The organism is Gaiella occulta, assembly GCF_003351045.1.
GTDB lineage: Bacteria > Actinomycetota > Thermoleophilia > Gaiellales > Gaiellaceae > Gaiella > Gaiella occulta.
Genome location: NZ_QQZY01000003.1, coordinates 24065 through 43914 on the forward strand (window position 1 = coordinate 24065; position 19850 = coordinate 43914).

The window sequence follows — 19850 nt, forward strand, 5'->3', positions numbered from 1 at the left end:
GGCTAGGGCGAGGGCGGCGAAGCGGCCGCGACGATCGCGTCCACGTCGGGCAGATCTGTTCCGAGCATCCATGCGGCCCTGACCGTATCGCCCGCGATCAGGAAGGCGCTGCGGGCGGCCACGTCGGCGACCTCGAGCGGCGCGAACGCGACGTCGAAGCCGCGGGCCGCCTCGCCGTTGCCGTCCGACAGCAGCGGCACGTCCTCGACGCCGAGGGTCATCGCCCACGAGTGGTGCGACCACACGGAGTCGCGCGAGATCCCGTACGGGCGGATGCCCGCCGCCGCCAGGTCGGCGCCCCTGTCACGCAGGAGCAGCAGCTCGTTCGTTCAGGTCGGCGACCAGTCCCAGAGGTAGAAGCAGAGGAGCGCGTAGCCGTCCCCGGCGATCGCGTCGCGGAGCTGGATCGGCCCCTCGCGGGGCGCCGCCCACACGCGGGCGTCGGGGACGCGGTCGCCGGGTGCGAGCACAGGGGAAGCTTACTTCGCGCAGCACCAGCCCTCGATGCGAGGGAACGAGCGCGTGCGAAACTGCGTCGAGACGTTCGCGACGGCGCGGATGCGGCGGTCGCCGCCGGTGCCTACGAGCACCCACTGGTCGGCGGTCGGCCACGCCACGAGCAGCCAGCGGCCGTCGGGGGCCACGGCAAGGTCTTCCAGCACACCCGTGCTGCGGAAGAGCAGGCGTCCGCCGCGGAGCATGAACACGTCGCTCTCGGCCCCGCGTACGCGGATCACGGCAACCTGGCGCGTCCCCGGGACGAACGCGGCAGCGGAGTCGATCGTGCCGTCCGCCGGGTCATCCCGTGCCACGAGCCGGCCACGGGCGTCGTAGACACGCAGCGCGTGCGGCGCCAGCACGAGCAACCGGGCGCCGTCCGTCGACCACGAGATCGAGGTGACCCGCTCGGCGGGGCCGCGGCTCGCCCGCCACAGCACCCGGCCGCTGTCCGCGTCCTGGACGCGCACCTCGCTCGCCGAGGCGTAGGCGAGCTGACGGAGAGGCCCCGGCCGCCAGGCGGCCGGGCCGGTCTCCGACGGGGCGAGCAGGCGGTCGCCCGTCCCGTCCCCGGCGACGACGCGCAGGCCGGTGCGATCGACGTAGGCGATGCGCGTGTCGGATCTCGTGCCCGCCCAGCGCGGGAAGCGGACGCCCGGGCGGGCGAGCGACCAGCGCACGGCGCCGTCGGGCTCGAGCGCCGCGAGCTCGTTCGCCTTCGCGGCCACGACGTAGCGGCCGAACGGCGACCACGAGGCGGAGCGGTAGCCACCGAGTAGGCGCCGCGAGCCGTCCGGCTGGACGACCCAGGCGCCGGCGTCGGACACGACGAGCAGGCGCCCTGATGCCGGCAGCGCGAACAGGGCCGGCTGTGCGTGCTCGACGCCCACCGCCGCCCGCACCCGGTCGACGACGGCGCGCCCGGGCGGGCTCGCCACGGCGGCGGCGAGCGCGCCTGCGATCACGAGAGCGAGCGCGAGCCGCACCGGGGCGCGTCGCCGCCGGCGCGCCGGCGCGCGGGCGGCGAACGCGGCCCGCGTGACGGCCCATGCTCGCCTCTCCGCCTCGCGCGCTTGCGGGATCTCGACGCGCTCGAGCTCGTCTCTCATCGCGCGCGCTCCCCGAGCGCGTCGAGACCGCGCCGCAGGCGCGAGTTGACCGTGCCGCGCGGCAAGCCGAGCAGCTCGGCGATCTCGCCGGGCGTGTAGTCGAGCAGGTGCCGGAGCACGATCACGGCTCGGTGCTCCGGCGGCAAGGCCGCGATCGCGTCCACGGTCGAGCGGTCGAACCCGTCGGCGGCGTGCTCGGCGGCGGCGAGGGCGTCGTCGAGGCCGGTCTCGGCGCGCAGCGCGCGGGCTCGCGCGTAGTCGATCGCCCGGTTGACGACGATGCGGTGCAGCCACGGCGCGAACGGGCGGCGGCGGTCGAAGTGGTCGAGGTTGCGTATCGCGGCCAGGAGCGCCTCCTGCGCGATGTCTTCCGCCGCGGCGGCGTCGTGAACGACGAGGTAGGCGGCGCCGTACGCCCGGCGCCAGTGCAGGCGGAACAGCGCCTCGAGCGCGGCGACCGATCCCGCCTGCGCGCCGCGGACGAGGGCGCGCTCGTCTCGCCACCGATTCGCCATCTGCCGACTGTACGGCGAGATCCGTGCGCGAGGTCCACGCTGGACCTACGAACGGCGTGCCCCGTGAGGTCCCGTCGCAGGGGCATGACCTCGTGCGCCGGCCCGTCCGTATTCCGTGCGTGAACCGACGCGAGCCCGGCAGCACGTCTCGTTCGCGCGCGGCCGGGCGATCGCCCCGTCGCCCCGGGCTCACCCGTGTCCTGGTTGCGGGATCACCGCCTCGGCCTCGATCTCGACCTTCCAGGACGGGTCGAGCAGCGCCGTCACGACGCACGTCGCGGCGGGACGGATGTCCCGGAAGACGTCGCCGTGCGCGCGCGAGACCTCGCCCCAGTGCTCGGCATCGGTGATGAACATGCGCGTGCGGACGACATCCTCGACGGATGCGCCCGCGCGCTCGAGCGCCTCGGCGATGATCGCGAGGCGCAGGCGTGCCTGCTCGTACGCCCCCTCCGGCGTGGGCGAGCCGTCCGGCGGAATGGGCGCCGTCCCGGCGACGTGCACGGTTGAGCCGACGAGGACGGCGCGCGAGAATCCCGCCACCGGCTCGAACGGCGAGTGACCCGAGATGAGACGGCGCTCCATCGCCCGCGTAGTATCGCGCCGGCGACCCGGGCGCGGTCGCCGGCTACGACACGCCCGCTGCCGCTAACGTCGGGCGTGCCGTGGCGAGCGGGCGAGCAAGGAACGGGCAGGCGGTTCGGCGCGGGGTGCCGGCCGTCCTCCTCGCGCGCCCCGCCGTCGACGGACGAGACCAGGGTGAGGGAGTCGGGCGCGCCCTCCCGCAGGGCGTCCGGGCCCGCGCCGAGCACGAGGCCGGCATCTGATGGAGGCGCTGCGCCAGATCGACGACTGGGACGTCCCGTTCGCGGCGGCGGGTGTCACGCGCGCGGGTGCGACGGTCGCGACCCGCGGCGACACGCGCCGGACCGTGCCCCTCGCCTCGGTGTCGAAGCCCGTCACCGCGCTGGCGACGCTCGTCGCCGCCGAGGAGGGCGCCGTCGACCTCGACGAGCCCGCCGGCCCGCCCGGCTCGACCGTGCGGCACCTGCTCGCGCACGCGTCCGGGCTGCCGTTCGAGGGGGACGTCGCGATCGCCGCGCCGGGGCGGCGCCGGATCTACTCCAACGAGGGCTTCGCCGTCCTCGGCGCGCACCTGGCAGAGCGGGCGCAGATGGCGTTCGCCGGCTATTTGCGCGAGGCGGTCTGCGCGCCGCTTCGCATCGGCCTCGACCCCGAGGGCCATCCGGGCGCGGGCATGCACGCCTGCCTCGACGACGTGCTCGCGCTCGGCCGCGAGCTGCTCGCGCCCCGGCTCGTCGCCCCGGAGACGCACGCCGAGATGGTGGCCGTCCAGTTCCCCGGCCTCGACGGCGTGCTGCCCGGCTTCGGGCGCTTCGCGCCGCTCGACTGGGGCCTCGGCGTCGAGCTGAAGGGCGTCAAGGCGCCGCACTGGTCGGGCGCGCTCACCTCGCCGCGCACGTTCGGGCACTTCGGCGGCAGCGGCACGTTCCTCTGGGTCGACCCCGACGCCGGCGTCGCCTGCGCCTGCCTGACGACGCGCGCGTTCGGCGCGTGGTCGAAGGACGCGTGGCCGCGGCTGTCGGACGCCGTGCTGGAAGAGCTCGGCCGCCTCTGATCGACCCGGGCGCGGCGCCCCGGTCGCGCTCAGGCGTCGTCGGTGAACAGCGGGCGCAGCAGCTCGTCGAACGTGGCGCGGTCGCAGCTCGCGACGACGCACGCCGTCATCGCGGTCACGGTGGCGGTGCGCGGGATGCGAAGGGCGGGGGCGACCTCGCCGAAGCACTCGCCCGGGCGGATCACGCCGCGGGCGCCACTGCCGTCCTGCCACACCCCGGCGAGGCCCGACAGCAGCACGAGGAAGCGGTCGCTCGTCGCGCCCTCGCTCACGATCGGCCCACCGGCGGGGATCTCGTGGCGCTCCATGCGCTGCGCGAGCGCGGTCAGCGTCTCGCCCGGCAGCGAGCCGAACAGGCCGATGCGCTGCAGCTCGGTCACCGACGCGGGGACGTGCCGGGGGCTCACGGACGCTACGGTAGCGGCGCGATGGCGATCCTCCACGGCTGGCGCTTCTGCCCCCGCTGCGCGCACGCGCTCGAGCACGGCGAGGGCCGCGTGACCTGCGGCTCGTGCGGGTTCGTCGGCTACGCCAACTCTTCGCCGTGCGCCTGCGCGCTCGTCGAGGACGAGCAGGGGCGGCTCCTGCTCGCCCGTCGCGCGGTCGAGCCCTACCGTGGCCTGTGGGACGCGCCGGGCGGCTTCCTCGAGGAGCACGAGCATCCGCTGCACGGGCTGCGCCGCGAGCTGCGCGAGGAGACGGGCCTCGAGATCGAGCCCGTCGCGTTCCTCGGCGTGTGGATGGACTGGTACGGCGCCGGCCCCGACGCGAGCGCGACGCTGAACATGTTCTGGACGGCGCGTATCTCCGGCGGCGAGGCGCGGGCGGCCGACGACGTCGCGGAGCTCCGCTGGTTCGCGCCGGACGAGCTGCCGCCGCCCGAAGAGCTCGCGTTCACGCTGCTGCCGTCGGTGCTGGCGGCATGGAAGGGGGCGCGCCCGTGAGCGCGGCCTTCCCGTTCGACGTCGGCGGCACGCTCGACGACCCCGCCCGGCGCCTCCCGGCGGCGCCCTGAGCCGGGATCAGCCCGCGCGACGGCCCCGGGGATCGCCTCGAGTCCCTCCAGGTCGGGCGACGTCTCCTGCCGGCCTGCGACGGCCCGGCGGCAACCGACCCCCCGGAAAGGCGACGAGCCGGCGGGGGACGCCGGCTCGTCGTGGGGGAGGGGAGGGGAAGCGTGCTAGGAGGCGAGCCCGAGCGAGCGCTCGATCGCGCCCTTCGGCTGCGCGCCGATGACGGCGGCCGCCGGCTCGCCGTCCCTGAACAGGATCATCGTCGGGATCGAGGCGATGCCGTACTTCTCCGCGAGCTCGCGCTCCTCGTCGATGTTCACCTTCACGAGCTTGATCTCGCCTGCGCGCTCCTCGGCGATCTTGTCGAGCACCGGCGCGACGGCGTGGCACGGGCCGCACCACTCCGCCCAGAAGTCGACGAGCACGGGGGTCTCGCTCTGGATCACTTCCTGGTCGAACGTCTCCGTCTTCACTGCGGTTGCCATACGATCCTTTCGCTTGCACGCCACGTTGGTGTGGCCTGTCTATCGGGAAACGACGGCTGCGCCCCGGATGTTCCCGGCTTGAGCGCGAGGCGGCGCCCGTAGAATCGTGCACATGTTCGCACCGCTGCCGGACAAGCCCGACCACGACGGGCTCGAGCGCGCGATCCTCGACGTCTGGGAGCGGGAGCAGACGTTTGCCAGGCTGCGCGCGAAGAACGCGGACGGCCCCCGCTTCAGCTTCATCGACGGCCCCGTCACCGCCAACAAGGGGCTTGCCGTGCACACCGCCTGGGGGCGCACGCTGAAGGACGTGTTCCAGCGCTACAAGGCGCTGCGGGGCTGCCACCAGCGCTACCAGAACGGCTTCGACTGCCAGGGCCTGTGGATCGAGGTCGGTGTCGAGCGTGCGCTCGGCCTCAACTCGAAGCGCGAGATCGAGGAGTACGGGCTCGCCGAGTTCGCCCGCAAGTGCCGCGACGTCGTCGTGTGGTCGGCGCAGGAGCTCACGAGGGGCTCGATCCGGCTCGGCCAGTGGATGGACTGGGGCAACGACTACTTCACGTTCTCCGACACCAACATCGAGTACATCTGGCGCTTCCTGCGCATCGTGCACGACAGAGGCTGGCTCGTGATGGGCCACCGCTCGACCGAGTGGTGTCCGCGCTGCGGCACCTCGATCTCCGCGCACGAGCTGCACGGCAGCTACGTCGACCGCGTCGACCCGTCGCTGGACGTGCGCTTCCGCCTCCTCGAGCGGCCCGGCGAAGCGATCGTGATCTGGACGACGACGCCGTGGACGCTGCCCGCCAACGTCGCCGCCGCCGTCGATCCCGACGCCGAGTACGGCCGGCTCGAGAGCGGCGACTGGGTCGCCGTCGCGCGCTCTCCGCACGAGACCTTCGTCGAGCGGCTACCCGGGTCGGCGCTCGTCGGCTGGCGCTACGAGGGCCCTTTCGACGCGCTCGGTCCCGGCGCCGGCGTCGAGCACCGCGTCATCCCGTGGACGGACGTGTCGATGGACGACGGCACGGGCATCGTCCACATCGCACCGGGGTGCGGCTCCGAGGACTTCGAGCTCTCGCGCGCCCTCGGCCTCGACGTCCTCACGCCCGTCGACGAGGCCGGCAGGTTCTACCCCGAGTACGGCTGGCTGCACGGCCTGTCGACCGTGGAGGCGGCCGACCAGATCATCGGCGATCTCGAGGAGCGCGGCCTGCTCGTCGAGGCGCGCACGCACGAGCACCGCTATCCGGAGTGCTGGCGCTGCCACACGCCGCTCATCTTCCGGCTCGCCGACGACTGGTTCATCACCGTCGACGAGATCCGGCAGCAGCTCCTCGACGCGAACGCCACCGTCGAGTGGACGCCCGCCTACATGGGCAAGCGCATGGACGACTGGCTGCGCAACATGGGCGACTGGAACATCTCCCGGCGCCGCTACTACGGGCTGCCGCTGCCCATCTACCCGTGCTCCTGCGGGCACGTGAACGTGATCGGCTCGCGCGCCGAGCTCGAGGCGCGTGCGCTGTCGGGGCTCGAGCAGCTCGAGGAGCTGCGGCGCCCGTGGATCGACGAGGTGCCGATCGCGTGCGAGCGCTGCGGCGAGGAGGTGCGGCGCATCCCCGAGGTGGGCGACGTCTGGCTCGACGCGGGCATCGTCCCCTTCTCCACGCTCGGCTGGCAGAACGACACCTACGTGCCGGGCGGGTACGCGACGGGCGCCGCCAGGGGGTTGACGAACGCCGACCTGCCGGATCACGCGACCTGGGAGCAGTGGTTCCCTGCCGACTGGGTGTCGGAGATGCGCGAGCAGATCCGTCTCTGGTTCTACTCGCAGCTGTTCATGTCCGTGGCGCTGAGCGGGCAGGCGCCGTTCCGCCGCGTGCTCGGCTACGAGAAGATGCTCGACGAGCACGGCAAGGAGATGCACGGCTCGTGGGGCAACATGATCGACGCCTCCGACGCGTTCACGCGCATGGGCGCCGACGTGATGCGCTGGCAGTACTGCGCGCAGCCGCCCGACCGCAACCTGCTGTTCGGCTTCGGCCCGGGCCAGGAGATCAAGCGCAAGCTGCTGACGCTGTGGAACTCGGCCAGGTTCCTCGTCGACTACGGCAACGTCGAGTCGTTCACGCCGCTGCTCCGCGACCTCGAGCGCGGCCCCGAGGGTGACGTGCAACCGCTCGACCGCTGGCTCGTGGCGCGGACGCAGACGCTCGTGCAGGAGGCGACCGGCGGTTACGAGCGCTGGCTCACCGTCGATGTCGTGCGCGCGTTCGAGGCGTTCGTCGACGACGTCTCGAACTGGTACATCCGCCGTTCGCGCCGCCGCTTCTGGGAGGGAGACGCGATCGCCCTGCGCACGCTGTGGTACGCGCTCGTGCAGGGCCTGCGGGTGATCTCGCCGGTGATGCCGTTCCTGTCGGAGCACCTGTGGCGCACACTCGTCTCCGGCGCCTGCGCGGACGCACCGGCGTCGATCTTCCTCGCCGGCTGGCCGGAGCCGGTCGACCCCGACGCGGCCCTGCTGGCCGAGGTCGCCGAGCTCCGCCGTGTCGTCGCGCTCGGTCACCAGGCACGACAGTCGTCGGGCCGCAAGGTGCGGCAGCCGCTGCGCCGGATCGTCGTCGAGGGTGCGCCGCTCGCGGCTGCGCACGCGGACGAGATCCGCGACGAGCTGCGTGTCAAGGCGGTGGAGTTCGGCGCCGTCGACGCGACCGAGCTGCGGGTGAAGCCGCACCTGCCGGCGCTCGGGCCGCGTCTCGGCAGGGAGCTCGGTGCCGTGCGGGCCGCGCTCCAGGCCGGCGACTTCGAGGAGCTCGGCGGCGGACGCTTCCGCGCCGCCGGGCACGAGCTCGGCCCGGACGAGGTGCTCGTCGAGCGCTCCGGCAAGGAGGGGTGGGCGGTCGCGGCCGAGGACGGCGTCACCGTCGCGCTCGAGATCGTGCTCGACGAGGAGCTCGAGCGCGAGGGGCGCGTCTACGACCTCATCCACCAGGTCAACTCGATGCGCAAGGACGCCGGCCTCGAGCTGACCGACCGCATCGAGCTGACGCTTCCGGCGACCGACGCCGACCTGCTCGAGCACGCCGAGTGGATCAGGGCCGAGACGCTTGCGGTTGCCGTCGAGGCGGACGGCGGCACCGTGGCGATCGCGAAGGCGTAGGGCATCCCCGGCGGAGCCGCCGCCGCGGCGACCGGGATCATTCGAGGCGACAGCCGGCGGTCAGCGCTGCCGCTCGGCCAGCGCGAGCTCGCGGCGCAGCTCGACGGGAAGCTTGAACGTGACGTCCTCCTCGACCATGCGGAACGGCTCGATGCGCTCGACGCCGCGCGCGCGGAACCAGTCGCACAGCCGCGCTACCAGCCGCTCCGGCGCCGACGCGCCGGACGAGATGCCGACGGTGCGCACGCCGTCGAGCCAGCGCTCGTCGATCTCGGTCTCGTCGTCGATGAGATGGCCGGCGACGCCGGCGGCACGGGCCACGTCCACGAGCCGGTTCGAGTTCGACGAGTTCTTCGAGCCGATCACGAGCAGCAGGTCGATCTCGGCGAGCATCTCCTTCACGGCCCACTGCCGGTTCGAGGTCGCGTAGCAGATGTCTTCCTTCCGCGGCGCGTAGATGCGGGGGAAGCGGCGGCGGAGGACGGCGATGATCTCCGCCGTCTCGTCGACCGAGAGCGTCGTCTGCGTGATGTACGCCACCCTGGCGTCCTCCGGCAGCTCGAGCGCCTCGGCCTCGGCGACGTCCTGCACGAGGACCGTCGCCGCGGGAGCCTCGCCCATCGTGCCGACGACCTCTTCGTGCCCGGCGTGGCCGATGAGGACGACCGTGTAGCCGGCGTCGGCGTACCGGCGCGCCTGCACGTGCACCTTCGTCACGAGCGGGCAGGTCGCGTCGATCACGTTGTGCGCGAGCGCGGCGGAGTTCGCGTGCACCGACGGCGCCACCCCGTGGGCCGAATAGACGACCGTCGCGCCCTCCGGCACCTCCGACTCCTCGTCGACGAAGACGGCGCCGCGCGCCTCGAGGTCGCGGACGACGTGGATGTTGTGCACGATCTGCTTGCGCACGTACACGGGCGCGCCGTAGTGCTCGAGAGCCATCTCGACCGTCTCGACGGCGCGCTCGACGCCGGCGCAGTAGCCGCGCGGGGACGCGAGGAGGACGCGCTCGACCATGCCGACAGGCTAGCGGGAGGTCTCGGCGAGCAGGATCCCCACGAGCACGACGAGCCCGCCGACGATCTGCGCGGCAACGAGCGCCTCGCCGAGCCAGGACCACGCGACGACGGCCGCGGCGACCGGCTCGAACGTGGCGACGATCCCCACGGTCGTCGCCGGCAGGTGCCGCAGCGCGGCGATCGAGAGCACGAACGGCGCGATCGTGCCGAGCACGATCGTCCAGGCGGCGAGCGCCCACACCGGGGCGGCGCCGATGCCGTGCGGAAGCACGGCCTCGACGGAGAGCGTGTCGAGCGGAAAGCTCCACCAGGGCATCACGAACGCCCACAGCAGCGAGGCGAAGCCGAGCCCGAGGCACACGACGGAGATCGGATCGCGGCGCACGACGAGGCGCTCGCCCATCAGGTAGTAGACCGCCAGCGCGATCGCCGCCAGCAGGCCGGCGCTGACGCCGAGTCCGTCGAGCGTGAGCCCGTGCCACACCTGCGCGACGAGTGCGAGCCCGCCGATCACGAGGCCGAGCGCGGGCCAGACGCGGCGGCGCACCGGCTCGCGCCAGGCGAACCGCGCCCACAGCGCGATCAGCACCGGCGCCGTGAACTCGAACAGCAGCCCGATCCCGATCGGCAGGCGGTCGATGGCGACGAAGTAGAGCCACTGCACGAGCGCGAAGCCGACCGCGCCGTAGAACGCGAGGCGCATGAGCTCGCGGCGTGTCCCGATGCGGAGCCGCCGCGGTGCGAGAACCGCCAGGCCGACGGCGAGGCCGACGAAGGCCCCCGTCGAGCGCAGCTCCGTCCAGCGCGGCGTCCCGATTCCGCTCGCGTTCAGCGCGAGCTTCGAGACGGCGCCGTTGACGGAGAACAGCGTCGCGGCGGCGAGCGTCATCGCGTAGCCGAGACGGGGGTGCCGCCTCGCCGCCAGGGCTCCGGGGGGGAGGGCGAGCTCGGTCACCGTGCGAGGCTATCCCTTCCCTTCGTCGGCCCGCGCAGTAGGCTGATCATCGATGATCGATCGTGTCGCCCTGTTCGTGACCTGCCTCGCCGACACGTTGTTCCCGAACGTGGGGAAGGCGACCGTGACCGTGCTCGAGCGGCTCGGCATCGAGGTCGTGTTCCCCGCGGAGCAGACGTGCTGCGGGCAGATGCACTTCAACTCGGGCTACCCGGAGCACGCGCGCGCGCTCGCGCGGCGGTTCGTCGAGATCTTCGCGCCCTTCGACGCCGTCGTGACGCCCTCGGGGTCGTGCGCCGCGCTCGTGCGCCGCCACTACGCGGAGCTGCTCGAGGGGGACGACCGCGGCGTGCCGGCGCGCACCTGGGAGCTGTCGCAGCTCCTCACGGGAGCGCTCGGGATCGTGGACGTCGGCTCGCGCTTCCGCGGCACGGTCACCTATCACCCGACCTGCCACTCGCTGCGGCTGCTCGAGGTCGGGGAGACGCCACTGCGCCTGCTGCGGGCGGTGCCGGGGCTCGAGCTGGTCGAGCTGCCCGACGCGGAGGTGTGCTGCGGCTTCGGCGGCACCTTCGCCGTCAAGAACGCCGGCGTGTCGGCGGCGATGCTGGAGGAGAAGCTCGGGAACGTCCTGGCGAGCGGAGCCGACGCGGTCTGCGCGTGCGACAGCTCGTGCCTGATGCACATCGGCGGCGGCCTGCACCGCCGTGGCGCCGCCGTGCGGCCGCTGCACCTGGCGGAGATCCTCGCGTCGTGACCGGCGGCGCGCGCCACGCGCGGGCGGAGCCGTTCCCGCGGGCGGCCTCGGCGGCGCTTGCGAACGTGCAGCTGCGCCGCAACGTGCGCGCCGCGACCGCGTCGATCCGCGTCAAGCGCGCGGCGGTGGTCGCGGAGCTGCCCGACTGGGAGGAGCTGCGCGCGGCCGGCGCCGCGATCAAGGACGACGCGCTGGCACGCCTGGACGAGCTGCTGCTCGAGCTCGAGGGATCGGTGCGGCGCGCGGGGGGCGTGGTGCACTGGGCGCGTGACGCGGCCGAGGCGAACGGGATCGTGACGGCCCTCGTCCTCGCCGAGGGCGCGCGCGAGGTCGTGAAGGTGAAGTCGCTGACGACGGACGAGATCCGCCTCAACGACGCGCTCGAGGCCGCGGGCGTGCGTCCGATCGAGACCGATTTCGCGGAGCTGATCGTCCAGCTCGCCGGCGAGCGCCCCTCGCACCTGCTCGTGCCGGCGATCCACAAGAACCGCCGCGAGATCCGCGATCTCTTCCGCGAGCGGCTCGGCTTGCCTGCGCTCTCCGACGACCCGGCGGAGCTCGCGGAGGCGGCGCGCCTGCACCTGCGCGAGGCCTTCCTGCGCTCCCGCGTCGCGATCTCGGGCGCGAACTTCGCGTGCGCCGACACCGGCACCGTGTGCGTGGTCGAATCGGAGGGCAACGGCCGCATGTGCACGACGCTGCCCGAGGTGCTGATCACGGTGATGGGGATCGAGAAGACGATCCCCCGCTTCCGCGACCTCGAGGTGTTCCTCCAGCTCCTGCCGCGCTCCTCGACCGGAGAGCGCATGAACCCCTACACGTCGCTGTGGAGCGGCGTGCGCGACGGTGACGGCCCGCGCGCGTTCCACCTCGTGCTGCTCGATGCCGGCCGCACGCGCGCGCTCGCCGACCCGGCCGGCAGGCCGGCGCTGCGCTGTATCCGCTGCTCGGCCTGCGTCAACGTGTGTCCCGTGTACCGCCAGACGGGCGGCCATGCCTACCATTCGCCGTACGCCGGCCCGATCGGCGCCATCCTCGCGCCGCAGCTCGACGGTGAGAGCGAGGCGGCGGGCTCGCTCCCGTTCGCGTCGTCGCTGTGCGGAGCGTGCTACGACGTCTGCCCGGTGAAGATCGACATCCCCTCGATCCTCGTGCACGAGCGCGCGCGCGTCGTCGCCCGCGGGCGGGCCGGCCTCGAAGGCCTGTCGATGCGGCGGCTGGGCCGGATCTTCGCGTCGCGCGCGTCGTACGAGCGCGCCCAGCGGCTCGCGCGCACGCTCCAGCGCCCGGTCGCGCGCGGCGGCTGGATCGGCCGCTTCCCGCCCGGCCCTCTTGCCGCCTGGGGGCGCGCGCGCGACCTGCCGTCCGTGCCCGCCCAGACCTTCCGCGAGTGGTGGGAGTCCCGTGCCCGGTCGTGAGACGGTGCTCGCGCGTGTGCGCGCGGCCCTCGCGGACGCACCGGGGCTCGTCTCCGTGCCGCGCGGCTACCGCTCGCGCGGCGAGGCGGGCGAGGCGGAGGTCGAGTCGCGCTTCGTCGCGTGCCTGCGCGGCTACGGGGCAACGGTCGTCGTCAGCGACGACCCGGCGCGCGGGGCGGGCGAGGCTCTTCGCGCGCAGGGTGCGGCGCGCGTCGTCGTGGCCTCCGACCTGCCGTCCGCGCTTCGGCCCTCGGATGTCGAGCTGGTCGAGGACGACGGCCTCGGCGCCGCCGAGCTCGACGTGCTCGACGGGGCGCTGACGACGTGCGCGGCCGCCTGTGCGGACACCGGCACGATCGCGCTCGACGGCGGCCCGGGGCAGGGGCGGCGCGCCATCACCCTCGTTCCCGACCTCCACGTGTGCATCGTGCGGGCCGAGCAGATCGTCGAGACCGTGCCGGAGCTCGTCGCGCGCCTCGAGCCGGGCGCGCGTGAGGGCCGGCCGATCGTGCTCGTCTCCGGGCCGTCCGCGACGTCCGACATCGGGCTCGAGCGGGTCGAGGGCGTGCACGGCCCGCGCCGGCTCGTCGTGGTCGTCGCGACCCGAGCCGCCCCTACACTGTCACGAACGGGACGTGGCGCAGCCTGGTAGCGCGCTCGCTTTGGGGGCGAGAGGCCGCGAGTTCGAATCTCGCCGTCCCGATCCGTTGCAGGAGGCCGTCCTCGGCGTCAGGCCGCTGACTCGTCCCTCAGCGGCGGTGGACGTCGGTGCTGAGGTAGCGGAGACCGGAGTCGCAGATGACCGTGACCACCGTGGCATCCGGCCCCAGGCGCTCGGCGACACGGAGAGCTGCGACGACGTTGGCGCCCGAGGACGTGCCCGCGAAGACGCCCTCGTCGGCGGCGAGCCGGCGAGCCATCGCGACGGCCTCCTCCGTCGCAACCTGTTCGATGGCGCTGACCTCGTCGGGGTGCCACGGCGGTGGGATGAAGCCGATCCCGATCCCCTCGATCCGGTGCGCCCCGGTGGGCCCTCCCGACAGGACGGCGGACTCCGCGGGCTCGACGGCCACGACGTGCAGCGCCGGTGCGTGGCGGCGCAGACCGCGGGCGGCGCCATGGATCGAGTGGGCCGTGCCGACCGCGTGGACGAATGCGTCGACGGCACCGCCGGACTGCTCCCAGATCTCGTCGCCCAGTGGCAGGTAGCCGCTTACGGCGTCGTGGTTCTGCAGCTGGTCGTACCACTAGTGGCCCGGCTCCGCGCTGATCTCGCCGGCGCGCGCGATCATCGCCTTGATCAGCGTCTCCGTGATCCTGCCCTGGTCGCTCGGTACGTCCTCGACGATCGCGCCGAATGCCTCCATCGTGTGGCGCTTCTCGTCGCTGAACGCGTCGGAGAACACGATGCGCAGCCGGTAGCCCTTCGCCGCGCAGACGAACGCGAGCGAGATCCCCGTCGTGCCGGCCGTGTACTCGACCACGGTTCCGCCGGGCCGCAGGTCGCCACGCGCCTCGGCTCCCGCGATCGCGGCGACGGCCATGCGGTCCTTCAGGCTGCCGGTCGGGTTCGCCCACTCGAGCTTGGCCAGTACCCGTGCCGACCCGGCCGGCACGACCTTCCGGAGCTCGACGAGCGGCGTTCCACCCACGCCCGCGAGCACCCCCGCCGCAGTCGCGCTGTCAGTCGGCTCCGTGCCTCCTCTCATGCTGCGCCTTCCTCCCATCTCGTGCGATATGCCACCCTCCCATACCGCGGGCGGCATGGCCACCGCCGCAAGCCCGCGGACGATGTCGCTGGGCGGACAGGAGAGAGGAGCCGCGAAAGCGGGTGGCGGGAATCGAACCCGCGTAGCCAGCTTGGAAGGCTGGAGCTCTACCATTGAGCTACACCCGCGCTCGCGCCGAAGCGTAGCGTTGCGGGCGTGAGCCCATCCGACTGGTCGTGGAGCCCGGAGGCGGTCGCCGGTCTCGTGGTCGCCGGCGCGTATGCCGCGACACGGCGGCGGTTCCCGGCTCCGGCCTGGCGCCGTGCCTGCTTCCTCGCCGGCTGCGTGCTGCTCGTGCTCGCGTGGGCGTCGCCGCTCGACACGCTCGCGCGCCACTACCTGCTCCTCGCCCACCTGGGCCAGAACGTCGTGCTCGCCGAGTGGGCGCCGCTCTTGCTCGTGCTCGGGCTCTCACCCGCGCTCGCGGCCGCCGTCGCCCGGCCGCGCACCATGCGCGTCCTCGTGCACCCGTTCGCCGCGCTTCCGCTTTGGCTCGGCAACTACGCGCTCTGGCACGTTCCCGCGCTCTACGACGAGGCTCTGCGCCGCCCGCACTCGCTGCTGCTGCTCGAGCACCTGCTCTACCTGCTCACCGGGCTCCTCCTGTGGTGGCCCGTCTGGCAGGACGCGCCGCGCCGGATCTCGAGCCAGGGGCGCGCCGGCTACGTGTTCGCCGGGTTCGTGCTGTCGGCGCCGCTCGGCCTCGTGCTCGCGCTCGTGCCGAGCCCGATCTACGACTTCTACGCCGCTGCCCCGGAGCGGCTGTGGGGACTGACGCGCATTGCCGACCAGCAGTTCGGCGGTATCGTCATGGCATCCGAGCAGTCGATCGTCTTCTTCGCCGTCTTCGCGTACTGGCTCGTGCGCTTCCTCGCCGAGGAGGACAGGCTCGACTACGTCGACGCGGTGAGTGGCCGTTGACCCGGTGGGCTCACGATTGCTGCGCCGCGCCGCCGTCCTCCTCGCGACCGGGCTCGCCGCCCGCCGCCGCACGCCGGCGCGCCGACCGGGGACGTCCAGCGCCACCCGTATGCTCGGCCGCATGAGCGAAGAGCGCCTCGTTCGCCTGCGGCCGCGCGCCGTCCTCGTCGTCCTCGGGGTGATCCTCGCGTCGGCGGTGGCGCTCGAGGTGCTGTGGGTGACCCGGTCGGTGCTGATATGGGTGCTGATCGCCGTCTTCCTCGCGATGGCGCTGAATCCCGCCGTCGACTGGCTCGCCGACCGCGGTGTGCGGCGAGGCGTCGCCGTGGGGATCGTGTTCGTCGGCACGATCCTCGCGATCGCGGGCATCGCGGCCACCTTCGTGCCGACGCTCGTGCGCGAGGTCAACGACCTCGTGAACGCGGTCCCGGGCTACCTCGACGACCTCACCAGGGGCCGTGGCAAGCTCGGCTTCCTCGAGCGCGACTACCAGATCGTCGAGAAGGTGCGGGCCGCGATCGAGAAGAGCGGCGCCGGCGGCGTGCTCGGCCTCTCCACCACCGCGCTGACGGTGACGAAGAGCGTCGTCAACGCGGTCGTCGCCGTCGTCACCATCGCCTTCCTCACGCTGTTCATGCTGCTCGAGGGACCGGCCTGGGTGGAGCGCTGCTACGGGCTGCTGCCCGAGCCGTCGCAGCCGCGCTGGCGCAAGGTGGGCCGCGACATCTACCGCACGGTCGGCGGCTACGTGACCGGCAACCTCACCATCAGCCTGATCGCGGGCACCGTCTCGACGGTCGTGCTGCTCGTCCTCGGCGTGCCGTACGCGGTCGCGCTCGGGCTCGTCGTCGCCCTGCTCGACCTGATACCGCTCGCCGGCGCGACGATCGCCGCGGTGCTCGTCACCACCGTCGGCTTCCTCAACTCGACGACGGCCGGCTTCGTGCTGATCGTGTTCTTCGTCGTCTACCAGCAGCTCGAGAACCACGTGCTGCAGCCCCTCGTATACGGGCGCACGGTGCAGCTGTCGCCGCTGGTCGTGCTGGTGGCGGTGCTGATGGGAGCCGAGCTGGCGGGCGTGATCGGGGCGCTCGGGGCGATCCCGATCGCCGGAGCGATCCAGGTGCTCGTGCTGGACTGGCTGGAGGAACGCCGACGCCGGATCGCCGGCCCGCCGCCGGGCGTCGAGCTTCCCTCGTAGGCGTGCAGACCGGGCCCGAGGCGCGCGGGATCGCGCGCTACCGCATGCTCTTCGAGCACCCCCATGTGCCGGCGCTCCTCGGCTGGGGCATCGTCGCCCGGCTCCCGCTCGGAATGACCGCGCTGACGTTGATCCTGGTCGTCCGCGCCGGCGGAGCCGGGTACGGCGAGGCGGGCCTCGTCGCCGCCGCCTACTCCCTCGCGGTCGCCGTCGGGGCGCCGTACGCGGGCCGCCGGGTCGACCGCCGCGGCGCAGCCCCCGTGCTCCGCCTGCGTCTCGTCGCCTTCCCGGCCCTGCTCTGCCTCGTGGCGCTCGGCGGTGAGCTCGACGCCCCCGTCGTGCTCGTCTCGCTGGCGGCTGCCGCCGCGGGTCTCGCCCTGCCGCCCGTGTCTTCGGCGCTGCGCTCGATCTGGCCGCGCGTGCTCGGCGACGACGCCGTCCGCACAGCCTACGCTCTCGAGGCGGCCTTGCAGGAGGTGATCTTCGTCGGCGGCCCGCTGCTCGTCGCCGTCCTCGCCGTCGTCTCGCCGCTGCTCGCCGTCCTCGGCGCCGCAGCGGCGACCCTCGTGGGCACGCTCATGTTCGTCCGCCTGCCGCCGGTGCGCGCGGCGGGCCCGGCGGAGGAGCACCACGGCTCCCGGCTCGGAGCGCTCTCCTCGCCCGGTGTGCGGACGATCGCCCTTCTCGCGCTCTTCCTCGGGCTGGCGTTCGGCTCGGTGGAGATCGCCGCCCCCGCGTTCGCCGAGCTCGAGGGCAACCGGGCCCTCGCCGGCCTCGCGCTCGCGGGCTTCGCAGCGGGCAGCCTCGCCGGCGGTCTCGCCGCCGGTCTGCGCCCGTCGAGCGACGACCGCCGCCGGCTTCTCGTCGGAGCGGCGGTGCTCGTCGCAGCGCTCGTCTTGCCGCTGCTGGCGGGCTCGCTCGCGACGCTCACCGCGCTCTTCTTCGTCGCCGGCGTTCCGATCGCCCCGATCGTCGGGTCGGCCTACGGGCTGATCGGCCGCGTCGCGGCGCCCGGGTCGGTCGCGGAAGCGTTCGCCTGGTTCGGCACGGCCGTCTCCACCGGCTTCGCCGGCGGCAGCGTCGCCGGCGGCTGGCTCGTCGACCAGCACGGCTGGCGCTCGTCGGTGCTGCTCGGCGTGGGCTTCGCCGGCGCGGGTGCGGCGTTCCTCGCCGCGCGCCGCGCGACGCTCGCGGGCACCGCGAGGCCTGTGCGCTGACGCCCGCCGCGACGAGTGCCGGCACGTGAGCGGGTGCGACGAGGCTGCTGCGGGAACGTCGCCCGCCGATATGCCCGGCACGGGGCGTGGCGCGGGGTTCGGGCTCGACGGCGGGGAGGCCCGGTACGCCGGCCTCCGGTGCGGCTTCTCCGGCGAGCCGGTCGCCCGTCCCGGCCGCGGGAGCGGGAGTGCGCCCGGGAGGATTCGAACCTCCGACCCGCGGATTAGAAGTCCGCCGCTCTGTCCCCTGAGCTACGGGCGCGCGCACGAAGGGTAATCGGCGTGCGCGGCGGGCGTCGCGAGCCTCCAGGGCTCGTCCCGGCTGCCGCGGCGCGCTTGTGACAGTTTGTTACGAGGTGCTCGAGCGTCTCAGCGCGGCAGATGCAGGCCGAGGCGGCGGGGGAGCGACGCGACGAAGTCCGTGAGGGGATCGGGGCGCCGGCTATCGTCGTAGGCGGCGTCGCGCCGCACGAGCGCCGCGCGGATCGCGCTGCCGCCGGCCCAGCGCAGCGGCTCGGGCGGCATCAGCTTGCGGTCGGGCTCGACGAGCGCGAGCCCGGTGGTCGCATCGCGGCGGTCGAGCGCGAGGCGCGCGAGGATCTCGCCCCCGAGGTACGTCGGCCCGACCCCGTTGCCGGTGAAGCCGAAGCCGTGGTGCACGCGCCCGCGCGAGCCGAAGATCGGCAGGTGCGTGGGCGAGACATCGATCGGGCCGCCCCACGCGTGCGTGACGCGTCGGCCGCGCAGGGCCGGGAACATGCGCACGAGCCCCTCTCGCGCCGTCTCGACCGCCCGCCGGTCGAGGTCGAGGCGGTCGCTGTGGCGGCCGCCGACGCCCATGCGCCCACCGCCCCAGCCCAGCGCGATGCGGCCGTCGCGGGTCGTTCGCAGGTAGTGCAGCAGCGTGCGGCAGTCGGCGATCGACTCGCCGCCCGACCAGCCGAGCTCCTCGATCACGTCGGGCACGGGCTCCGTGACCACCATGTGGCTCGATGCGACGCCGAGCGCGAGCCGGTAGCCCGCGAAGGACGCGGTCGCGGAGTTGACCGCGAGGATCGCCGCGCCCGCCCGCACCGTCGCCCCGCCGCTCGTATGGACGACGGCGTCGCGTTCGACCCGGCGCACGCGCGTGCGCTCGTGCAGCCGCACGCCCGCGGCGACGACCTCGCGCCGCAGGCCGAGCGACAGGCGCGCCGGATGGACGTTCGCCGAGCTCGGCAGTAGCACGCCGCCGCCGCGGAAGAGCGGGGAGGCGCAGCGGGCACGCACCTCGTCCGCGCTCAGCGGCACCACCTCCTCCGGGGCGCCGACGTCGCGGCAGGCCGCGACGAGGTCGTCCCAGTCGCCCACCTGCGCGTCCGACGTGGCGACGAGCATCGTCCCCGACGGCGTGTACCAGGCGTCGACGCCGCGCTCGTCACACCACGCGCCGATGCTCCTGACGGCGCGTTGCGAAGCCCGGCATACCTCCACGGCGCGTGCGTCGCCGACGCGCTCGCGCAGGATCGGAAGGTCGTCCCACAGCGTCGAGACGAAGCCGCCGTTGCGGCCGCTCGGCCCGTGGCCGGCGAGCTCCGCCTCGAGCACGATCACGTCGACGGCGGGATCGAGCTGCTTCAGCTGCCATGCCGTCCACAGCCCGAGGTAGCCGCCGCCGACGACGGCGACGTCGGCGGTCGTGTCCGCCTCGAGCGGCGGGGCCGGCTCGACCGGCCCCGCGTCCTCGAGCCACCAGCCGTAGCGCGTGTGCCGCATCGGCTGATCCTACGACGCCACTGCCCGGTCCTGTCTTGGAAGGGAGGTTCCCTGGGAACCGTAGGTTCCCGGTTTCAGGGATTCTCGCGATCGGGTCCGATCTCGACCGGCGTTGACAACTGCCCGATTCTGTCTTGGAAGGGAGGTTCCCTGGGAACCGTAGGTTCCCGGCTTCAGGGATTCTCGCGATCGGGGATCCCCGTTCGGGGATCCCCGATCTGCGGACCAATACAGGTGGCGGACGGGATTCGAACCCGCGACCACCGGGACCACAACCCGGGGCTCTACCAGCTGAGCTACCGCCACCACGAGCCGTCACAGGATACCGTGCATGGATCCGCGGCCCCGTAGCTCAGCGGATAGAGCGGTGGACTTCGAATCCACGCGCGGAGGTTCGATTCCTCCCGGGGCCA

General features: G+C 73.5%; 19 protein-coding genes, 5 tRNA genes and 1 pseudogene. 11 read left to right on the plus strand and 14 right to left on the minus strand.

What is annotated here, in order from left to right; translation table 11 throughout:
• Positions 1–2: 2 nt before the first annotated feature.
• The 5 genes from Gocc_RS07020 to Gocc_RS07035 all read right to left on the minus strand — a co-directional run bounded on the left by Gocc_RS07020 (position 3) and on the right by Gocc_RS07035 (position 2707).
• Positions 3–320, minus strand: a complete 318-nt coding sequence (locus tag Gocc_RS07020; protein ID WP_114795855.1) for a redoxin domain-containing protein — start codon at positions 318–320, stop codon at positions 3–5.
• Between the two features lie 9 nt (positions 321–329).
• Positions 330–470: a hypothetical protein gene (locus tag Gocc_RS16085; protein ID WP_181813448.1), complete on the minus strand. Its 141-nt coding sequence runs from the start codon at positions 468–470 to the stop codon at positions 330–332.
• Between the two features lie 9 nt (positions 471–479).
• The gene (locus Gocc_RS07025; RefSeq protein WP_114795856.1) at positions 480–1607 is read right to left on the minus strand and encodes a WD40 repeat domain-containing protein; all 1128 of its coding nucleotides are present in this window, start codon (positions 1605–1607) and stop codon (positions 480–482) included.
• The gene (locus tag Gocc_RS07030; protein ID WP_114795857.1) at positions 1604–2122 is read right to left on the minus strand and encodes an RNA polymerase sigma factor; all 519 of its coding nucleotides are present in this window, start codon (positions 2120–2122) and stop codon (positions 1604–1606) included. Before Gocc_RS07030 ends, Gocc_RS07025 begins: the two co-directional genes overlap by 4 nt.
• A gap of 189 nt (positions 2123–2311) precedes the next feature.
• Positions 2312–2707 (minus strand): RidA family protein, encoded by a 396-nt coding sequence (locus Gocc_RS07035; protein ID WP_114795858.1) that lies wholly within the window; start codon positions 2705–2707, stop codon positions 2312–2314.
• A 241-nt stretch (positions 2708–2948) separates the two neighbouring features.
• On the opposite strand from Gocc_RS07035, the gene Gocc_RS07040 reads away from it, so the two are divergent.
• Complete coding sequence (locus Gocc_RS07040; protein WP_114795859.1) at positions 2949–3761, plus strand: serine hydrolase domain-containing protein; 813 nt, start codon at positions 2949–2951, stop codon at positions 3759–3761.
• Between the two features lie 29 nt (positions 3762–3790).
• On the opposite strand, the gene Gocc_RS16090 is transcribed toward Gocc_RS07040, so the two are convergent.
• On the minus strand, positions 3791–4168 hold the full coding sequence (locus Gocc_RS16090; protein ID WP_181813449.1) for a cyclic nucleotide-binding domain-containing protein: 378 nt from the start codon (positions 4166–4168) through the stop codon (positions 3791–3793).
• A gap of 21 nt (positions 4169–4189) precedes the next feature.
• Here Gocc_RS16090 and Gocc_RS07050 point away from each other — a divergent pair, with 21 nt between their 5' ends.
• The gene (locus Gocc_RS07050) at positions 4190–4705 is read left to right on the plus strand and encodes an NUDIX hydrolase (RefSeq protein WP_147281209.1); all 516 of its coding nucleotides are present in this window, start codon (positions 4190–4192) and stop codon (positions 4703–4705) included.
• Positions 4706–4941: 236 nt separating this feature from the next.
• On the opposite strand, the gene trxA is transcribed toward Gocc_RS07050, so the two are convergent.
• Positions 4942–5259, minus strand: a complete 318-nt coding sequence (gene trxA / locus Gocc_RS07055) for a thioredoxin (RefSeq protein ID WP_114795861.1) — start codon at positions 5257–5259, stop codon at positions 4942–4944.
• Positions 5260–5371: 112 nt separating this feature from the next.
• Here trxA and Gocc_RS07060 point away from each other — a divergent pair, with 112 nt between their 5' ends.
• On the plus strand, positions 5372–8425 hold the full coding sequence (locus Gocc_RS07060; RefSeq protein WP_114795862.1) for an isoleucine--tRNA ligase: 3054 nt from the start codon (positions 5372–5374) through the stop codon (positions 8423–8425).
• Between the two features lie 60 nt (positions 8426–8485).
• Here the strand turns inward: Gocc_RS07060 and Gocc_RS07065 are convergent, their stop codons facing one another.
• Both Gocc_RS07065 and Gocc_RS07070 read right to left on the minus strand, forming a co-directional pair.
• Positions 8486–9442: a 4-hydroxy-3-methylbut-2-enyl diphosphate reductase gene (locus tag Gocc_RS07065; protein ID WP_114795863.1), complete on the minus strand. Its 957-nt coding sequence runs from the start codon at positions 9440–9442 to the stop codon at positions 8486–8488.
• A gap of 9 nt (positions 9443–9451) precedes the next feature.
• A complete protein-coding gene (locus tag Gocc_RS07070; protein WP_220150498.1) occupies positions 9452–10399 on the minus strand; it encodes an EamA family transporter in 948 nt (315 codons plus the stop codon).
• A gap of 52 nt (positions 10400–10451) precedes the next feature.
• Between Gocc_RS07070 and Gocc_RS07075 the strand changes: the two genes are divergently transcribed.
• From Gocc_RS07075 to Gocc_RS07090, 4 genes are all read left to right on the plus strand, one after another.
• Positions 10452–11156, plus strand: coding sequence for a (Fe-S)-binding protein (locus Gocc_RS07075; protein ID WP_114795864.1), 705 nt, complete (start codon positions 10452–10454; stop codon positions 11154–11156).
• On the plus strand, positions 11153–12574 hold the full coding sequence (locus Gocc_RS07080) for a lactate utilization protein B (protein ID WP_114795865.1): 1422 nt from the start codon (positions 11153–11155) through the stop codon (positions 12572–12574). The genes Gocc_RS07075 and Gocc_RS07080 overlap by 4 nt, the downstream gene beginning before the upstream one ends.
• Positions 12561–13226 (plus strand): LutC/YkgG family protein, encoded by a 666-nt coding sequence (locus Gocc_RS07085; RefSeq protein WP_114795866.1) that lies wholly within the window; start codon positions 12561–12563, stop codon positions 13224–13226. The genes Gocc_RS07080 and Gocc_RS07085 overlap by 14 nt, the downstream gene beginning before the upstream one ends.
• A tRNA-Pro gene (locus tag Gocc_RS07090) sits at positions 13204–13277 on the plus strand. Before Gocc_RS07085 ends, Gocc_RS07090 begins: the two co-directional genes overlap by 23 nt.
• 46 nt (positions 13278–13323) lie before the next feature.
• Here the strand turns inward: Gocc_RS07090 and Gocc_RS16680 are convergent.
• Positions 13324–14340: pseudogene (locus Gocc_RS16680) on the minus strand (PLP-dependent cysteine synthase family protein).
• A gap of 60 nt (positions 14341–14400) precedes the next feature.
• Positions 14401–14471: transfer RNA gene (locus tag Gocc_RS07100), tRNA-Gly, on the minus strand.
• 28 nt (positions 14472–14499) lie between these two features.
• Here Gocc_RS07100 and Gocc_RS07105 point away from each other — a divergent pair.
• The 3 genes from Gocc_RS07105 (at position 14500) to Gocc_RS07115 (ending at position 17682) form a co-directional block, all read left to right on the plus strand.
• The gene (locus Gocc_RS07105; RefSeq protein WP_114795867.1) at positions 14500–15264 is read left to right on the plus strand and encodes a cytochrome c oxidase assembly protein; all 765 of its coding nucleotides are present in this window, start codon (positions 14500–14502) and stop codon (positions 15262–15264) included.
• A gap of 121 nt (positions 15265–15385) precedes the next feature.
• Positions 15386–16465 (plus strand): AI-2E family transporter, encoded by a 1080-nt coding sequence (locus Gocc_RS07110; protein ID WP_181813450.1) that lies wholly within the window; start codon positions 15386–15388, stop codon positions 16463–16465.
• A 2-nt stretch (positions 16466–16467) separates the two neighbouring features.
• Positions 16468–17682: an MFS transporter gene (locus tag Gocc_RS07115; RefSeq protein WP_114795869.1), complete on the plus strand. Its 1215-nt coding sequence runs from the start codon at positions 16468–16470 to the stop codon at positions 17680–17682.
• Between the two features lie 189 nt (positions 17683–17871).
• Here Gocc_RS07115 and Gocc_RS07120 read toward each other — a convergent pair.
• The 3 genes from Gocc_RS07120 to Gocc_RS07130 form a co-directional block, all read right to left on the minus strand.
• Positions 17872–17944 (minus strand) — tRNA-Arg (locus Gocc_RS07120).
• Positions 17945–18051: 107 nt separating this feature from the next.
• Positions 18052–19437 carry an NAD(P)/FAD-dependent oxidoreductase gene (locus Gocc_RS07125; RefSeq protein WP_114795870.1) on the minus strand — a complete coding sequence of 462 codons (1386 nt, stop codon included), beginning with the start codon at positions 19435–19437 and terminating at the stop codon, positions 18052–18054.
• Between the two features lie 233 nt (positions 19438–19670).
• Positions 19671–19743 (minus strand) — tRNA-His (locus tag Gocc_RS07130).
• Between the two features lie 35 nt (positions 19744–19778).
• Here Gocc_RS07130 and Gocc_RS07135 point away from each other — a divergent pair.
• Positions 19779–19850, plus strand: a tRNA-Arg gene (locus tag Gocc_RS07135).

What these genes read in the sequence shown, in the direction of transcription:
- Gocc_RS07025 (WP_114795856.1), bottom strand. Translation starts at nt 1,607, where the DNA reads ATGAGAGACGAGCTCGAGCGCGTCGAGATCCCGCAAGCGCGCGAGGCG.
- Gocc_RS07030 (WP_114795857.1), bottom strand. Translation starts at nt 2,122, where the DNA reads ATGGCGAATCGGTGGCGAGACGAGCGCGCCCTCGTCCGCGGCGCGCAG.
- Gocc_RS07035 (WP_114795858.1), bottom strand. Translation starts at nt 2,707, where the DNA reads ATGGAGCGCCGTCTCATCTCGGGTCACTCGCCGTTCGAGCCGGTGGCG.
- Gocc_RS07040 (WP_114795859.1), top strand. Translation starts at nt 2,949, where the DNA reads ATGGAGGCGCTGCGCCAGATCGACGACTGGGACGTCCCGTTCGCGGCG.
- Gocc_RS07050 (WP_147281209.1), top strand. Translation starts at nt 4,190, where the DNA reads ATGGCGATCCTCCACGGCTGGCGCTTCTGCCCCCGCTGCGCGCACGCG.
- trxA (WP_114795861.1), bottom strand. Translation starts at nt 5,259, where the DNA reads ATGGCAACCGCAGTGAAGACGGAGACGTTCGACCAGGAAGTGATCCAG.
- Gocc_RS07060 (WP_114795862.1), top strand. Translation starts at nt 5,372, where the DNA reads ATGTTCGCACCGCTGCCGGACAAGCCCGACCACGACGGGCTCGAGCGC.
- Gocc_RS07065 (WP_114795863.1), bottom strand. Translation starts at nt 9,442, where the DNA reads ATGGTCGAGCGCGTCCTCCTCGCGTCCCCGCGCGGCTACTGCGCCGGC.
- Gocc_RS07075 (WP_114795864.1), top strand. Translation starts at nt 10,452, where the DNA reads ATGATCGATCGTGTCGCCCTGTTCGTGACCTGCCTCGCCGACACGTTG.
- Gocc_RS07110 (WP_181813450.1), top strand. Translation starts at nt 15,386, where the DNA reads ATGAGCGAAGAGCGCCTCGTTCGCCTGCGGCCGCGCGCCGTCCTCGTC.
- Gocc_RS07125 (WP_114795870.1), bottom strand. Translation starts at nt 19,437, where the DNA reads ATGCGGCACACGCGCTACGGCTGGTGGCTCGAGGACGCGGGGCCGGTC.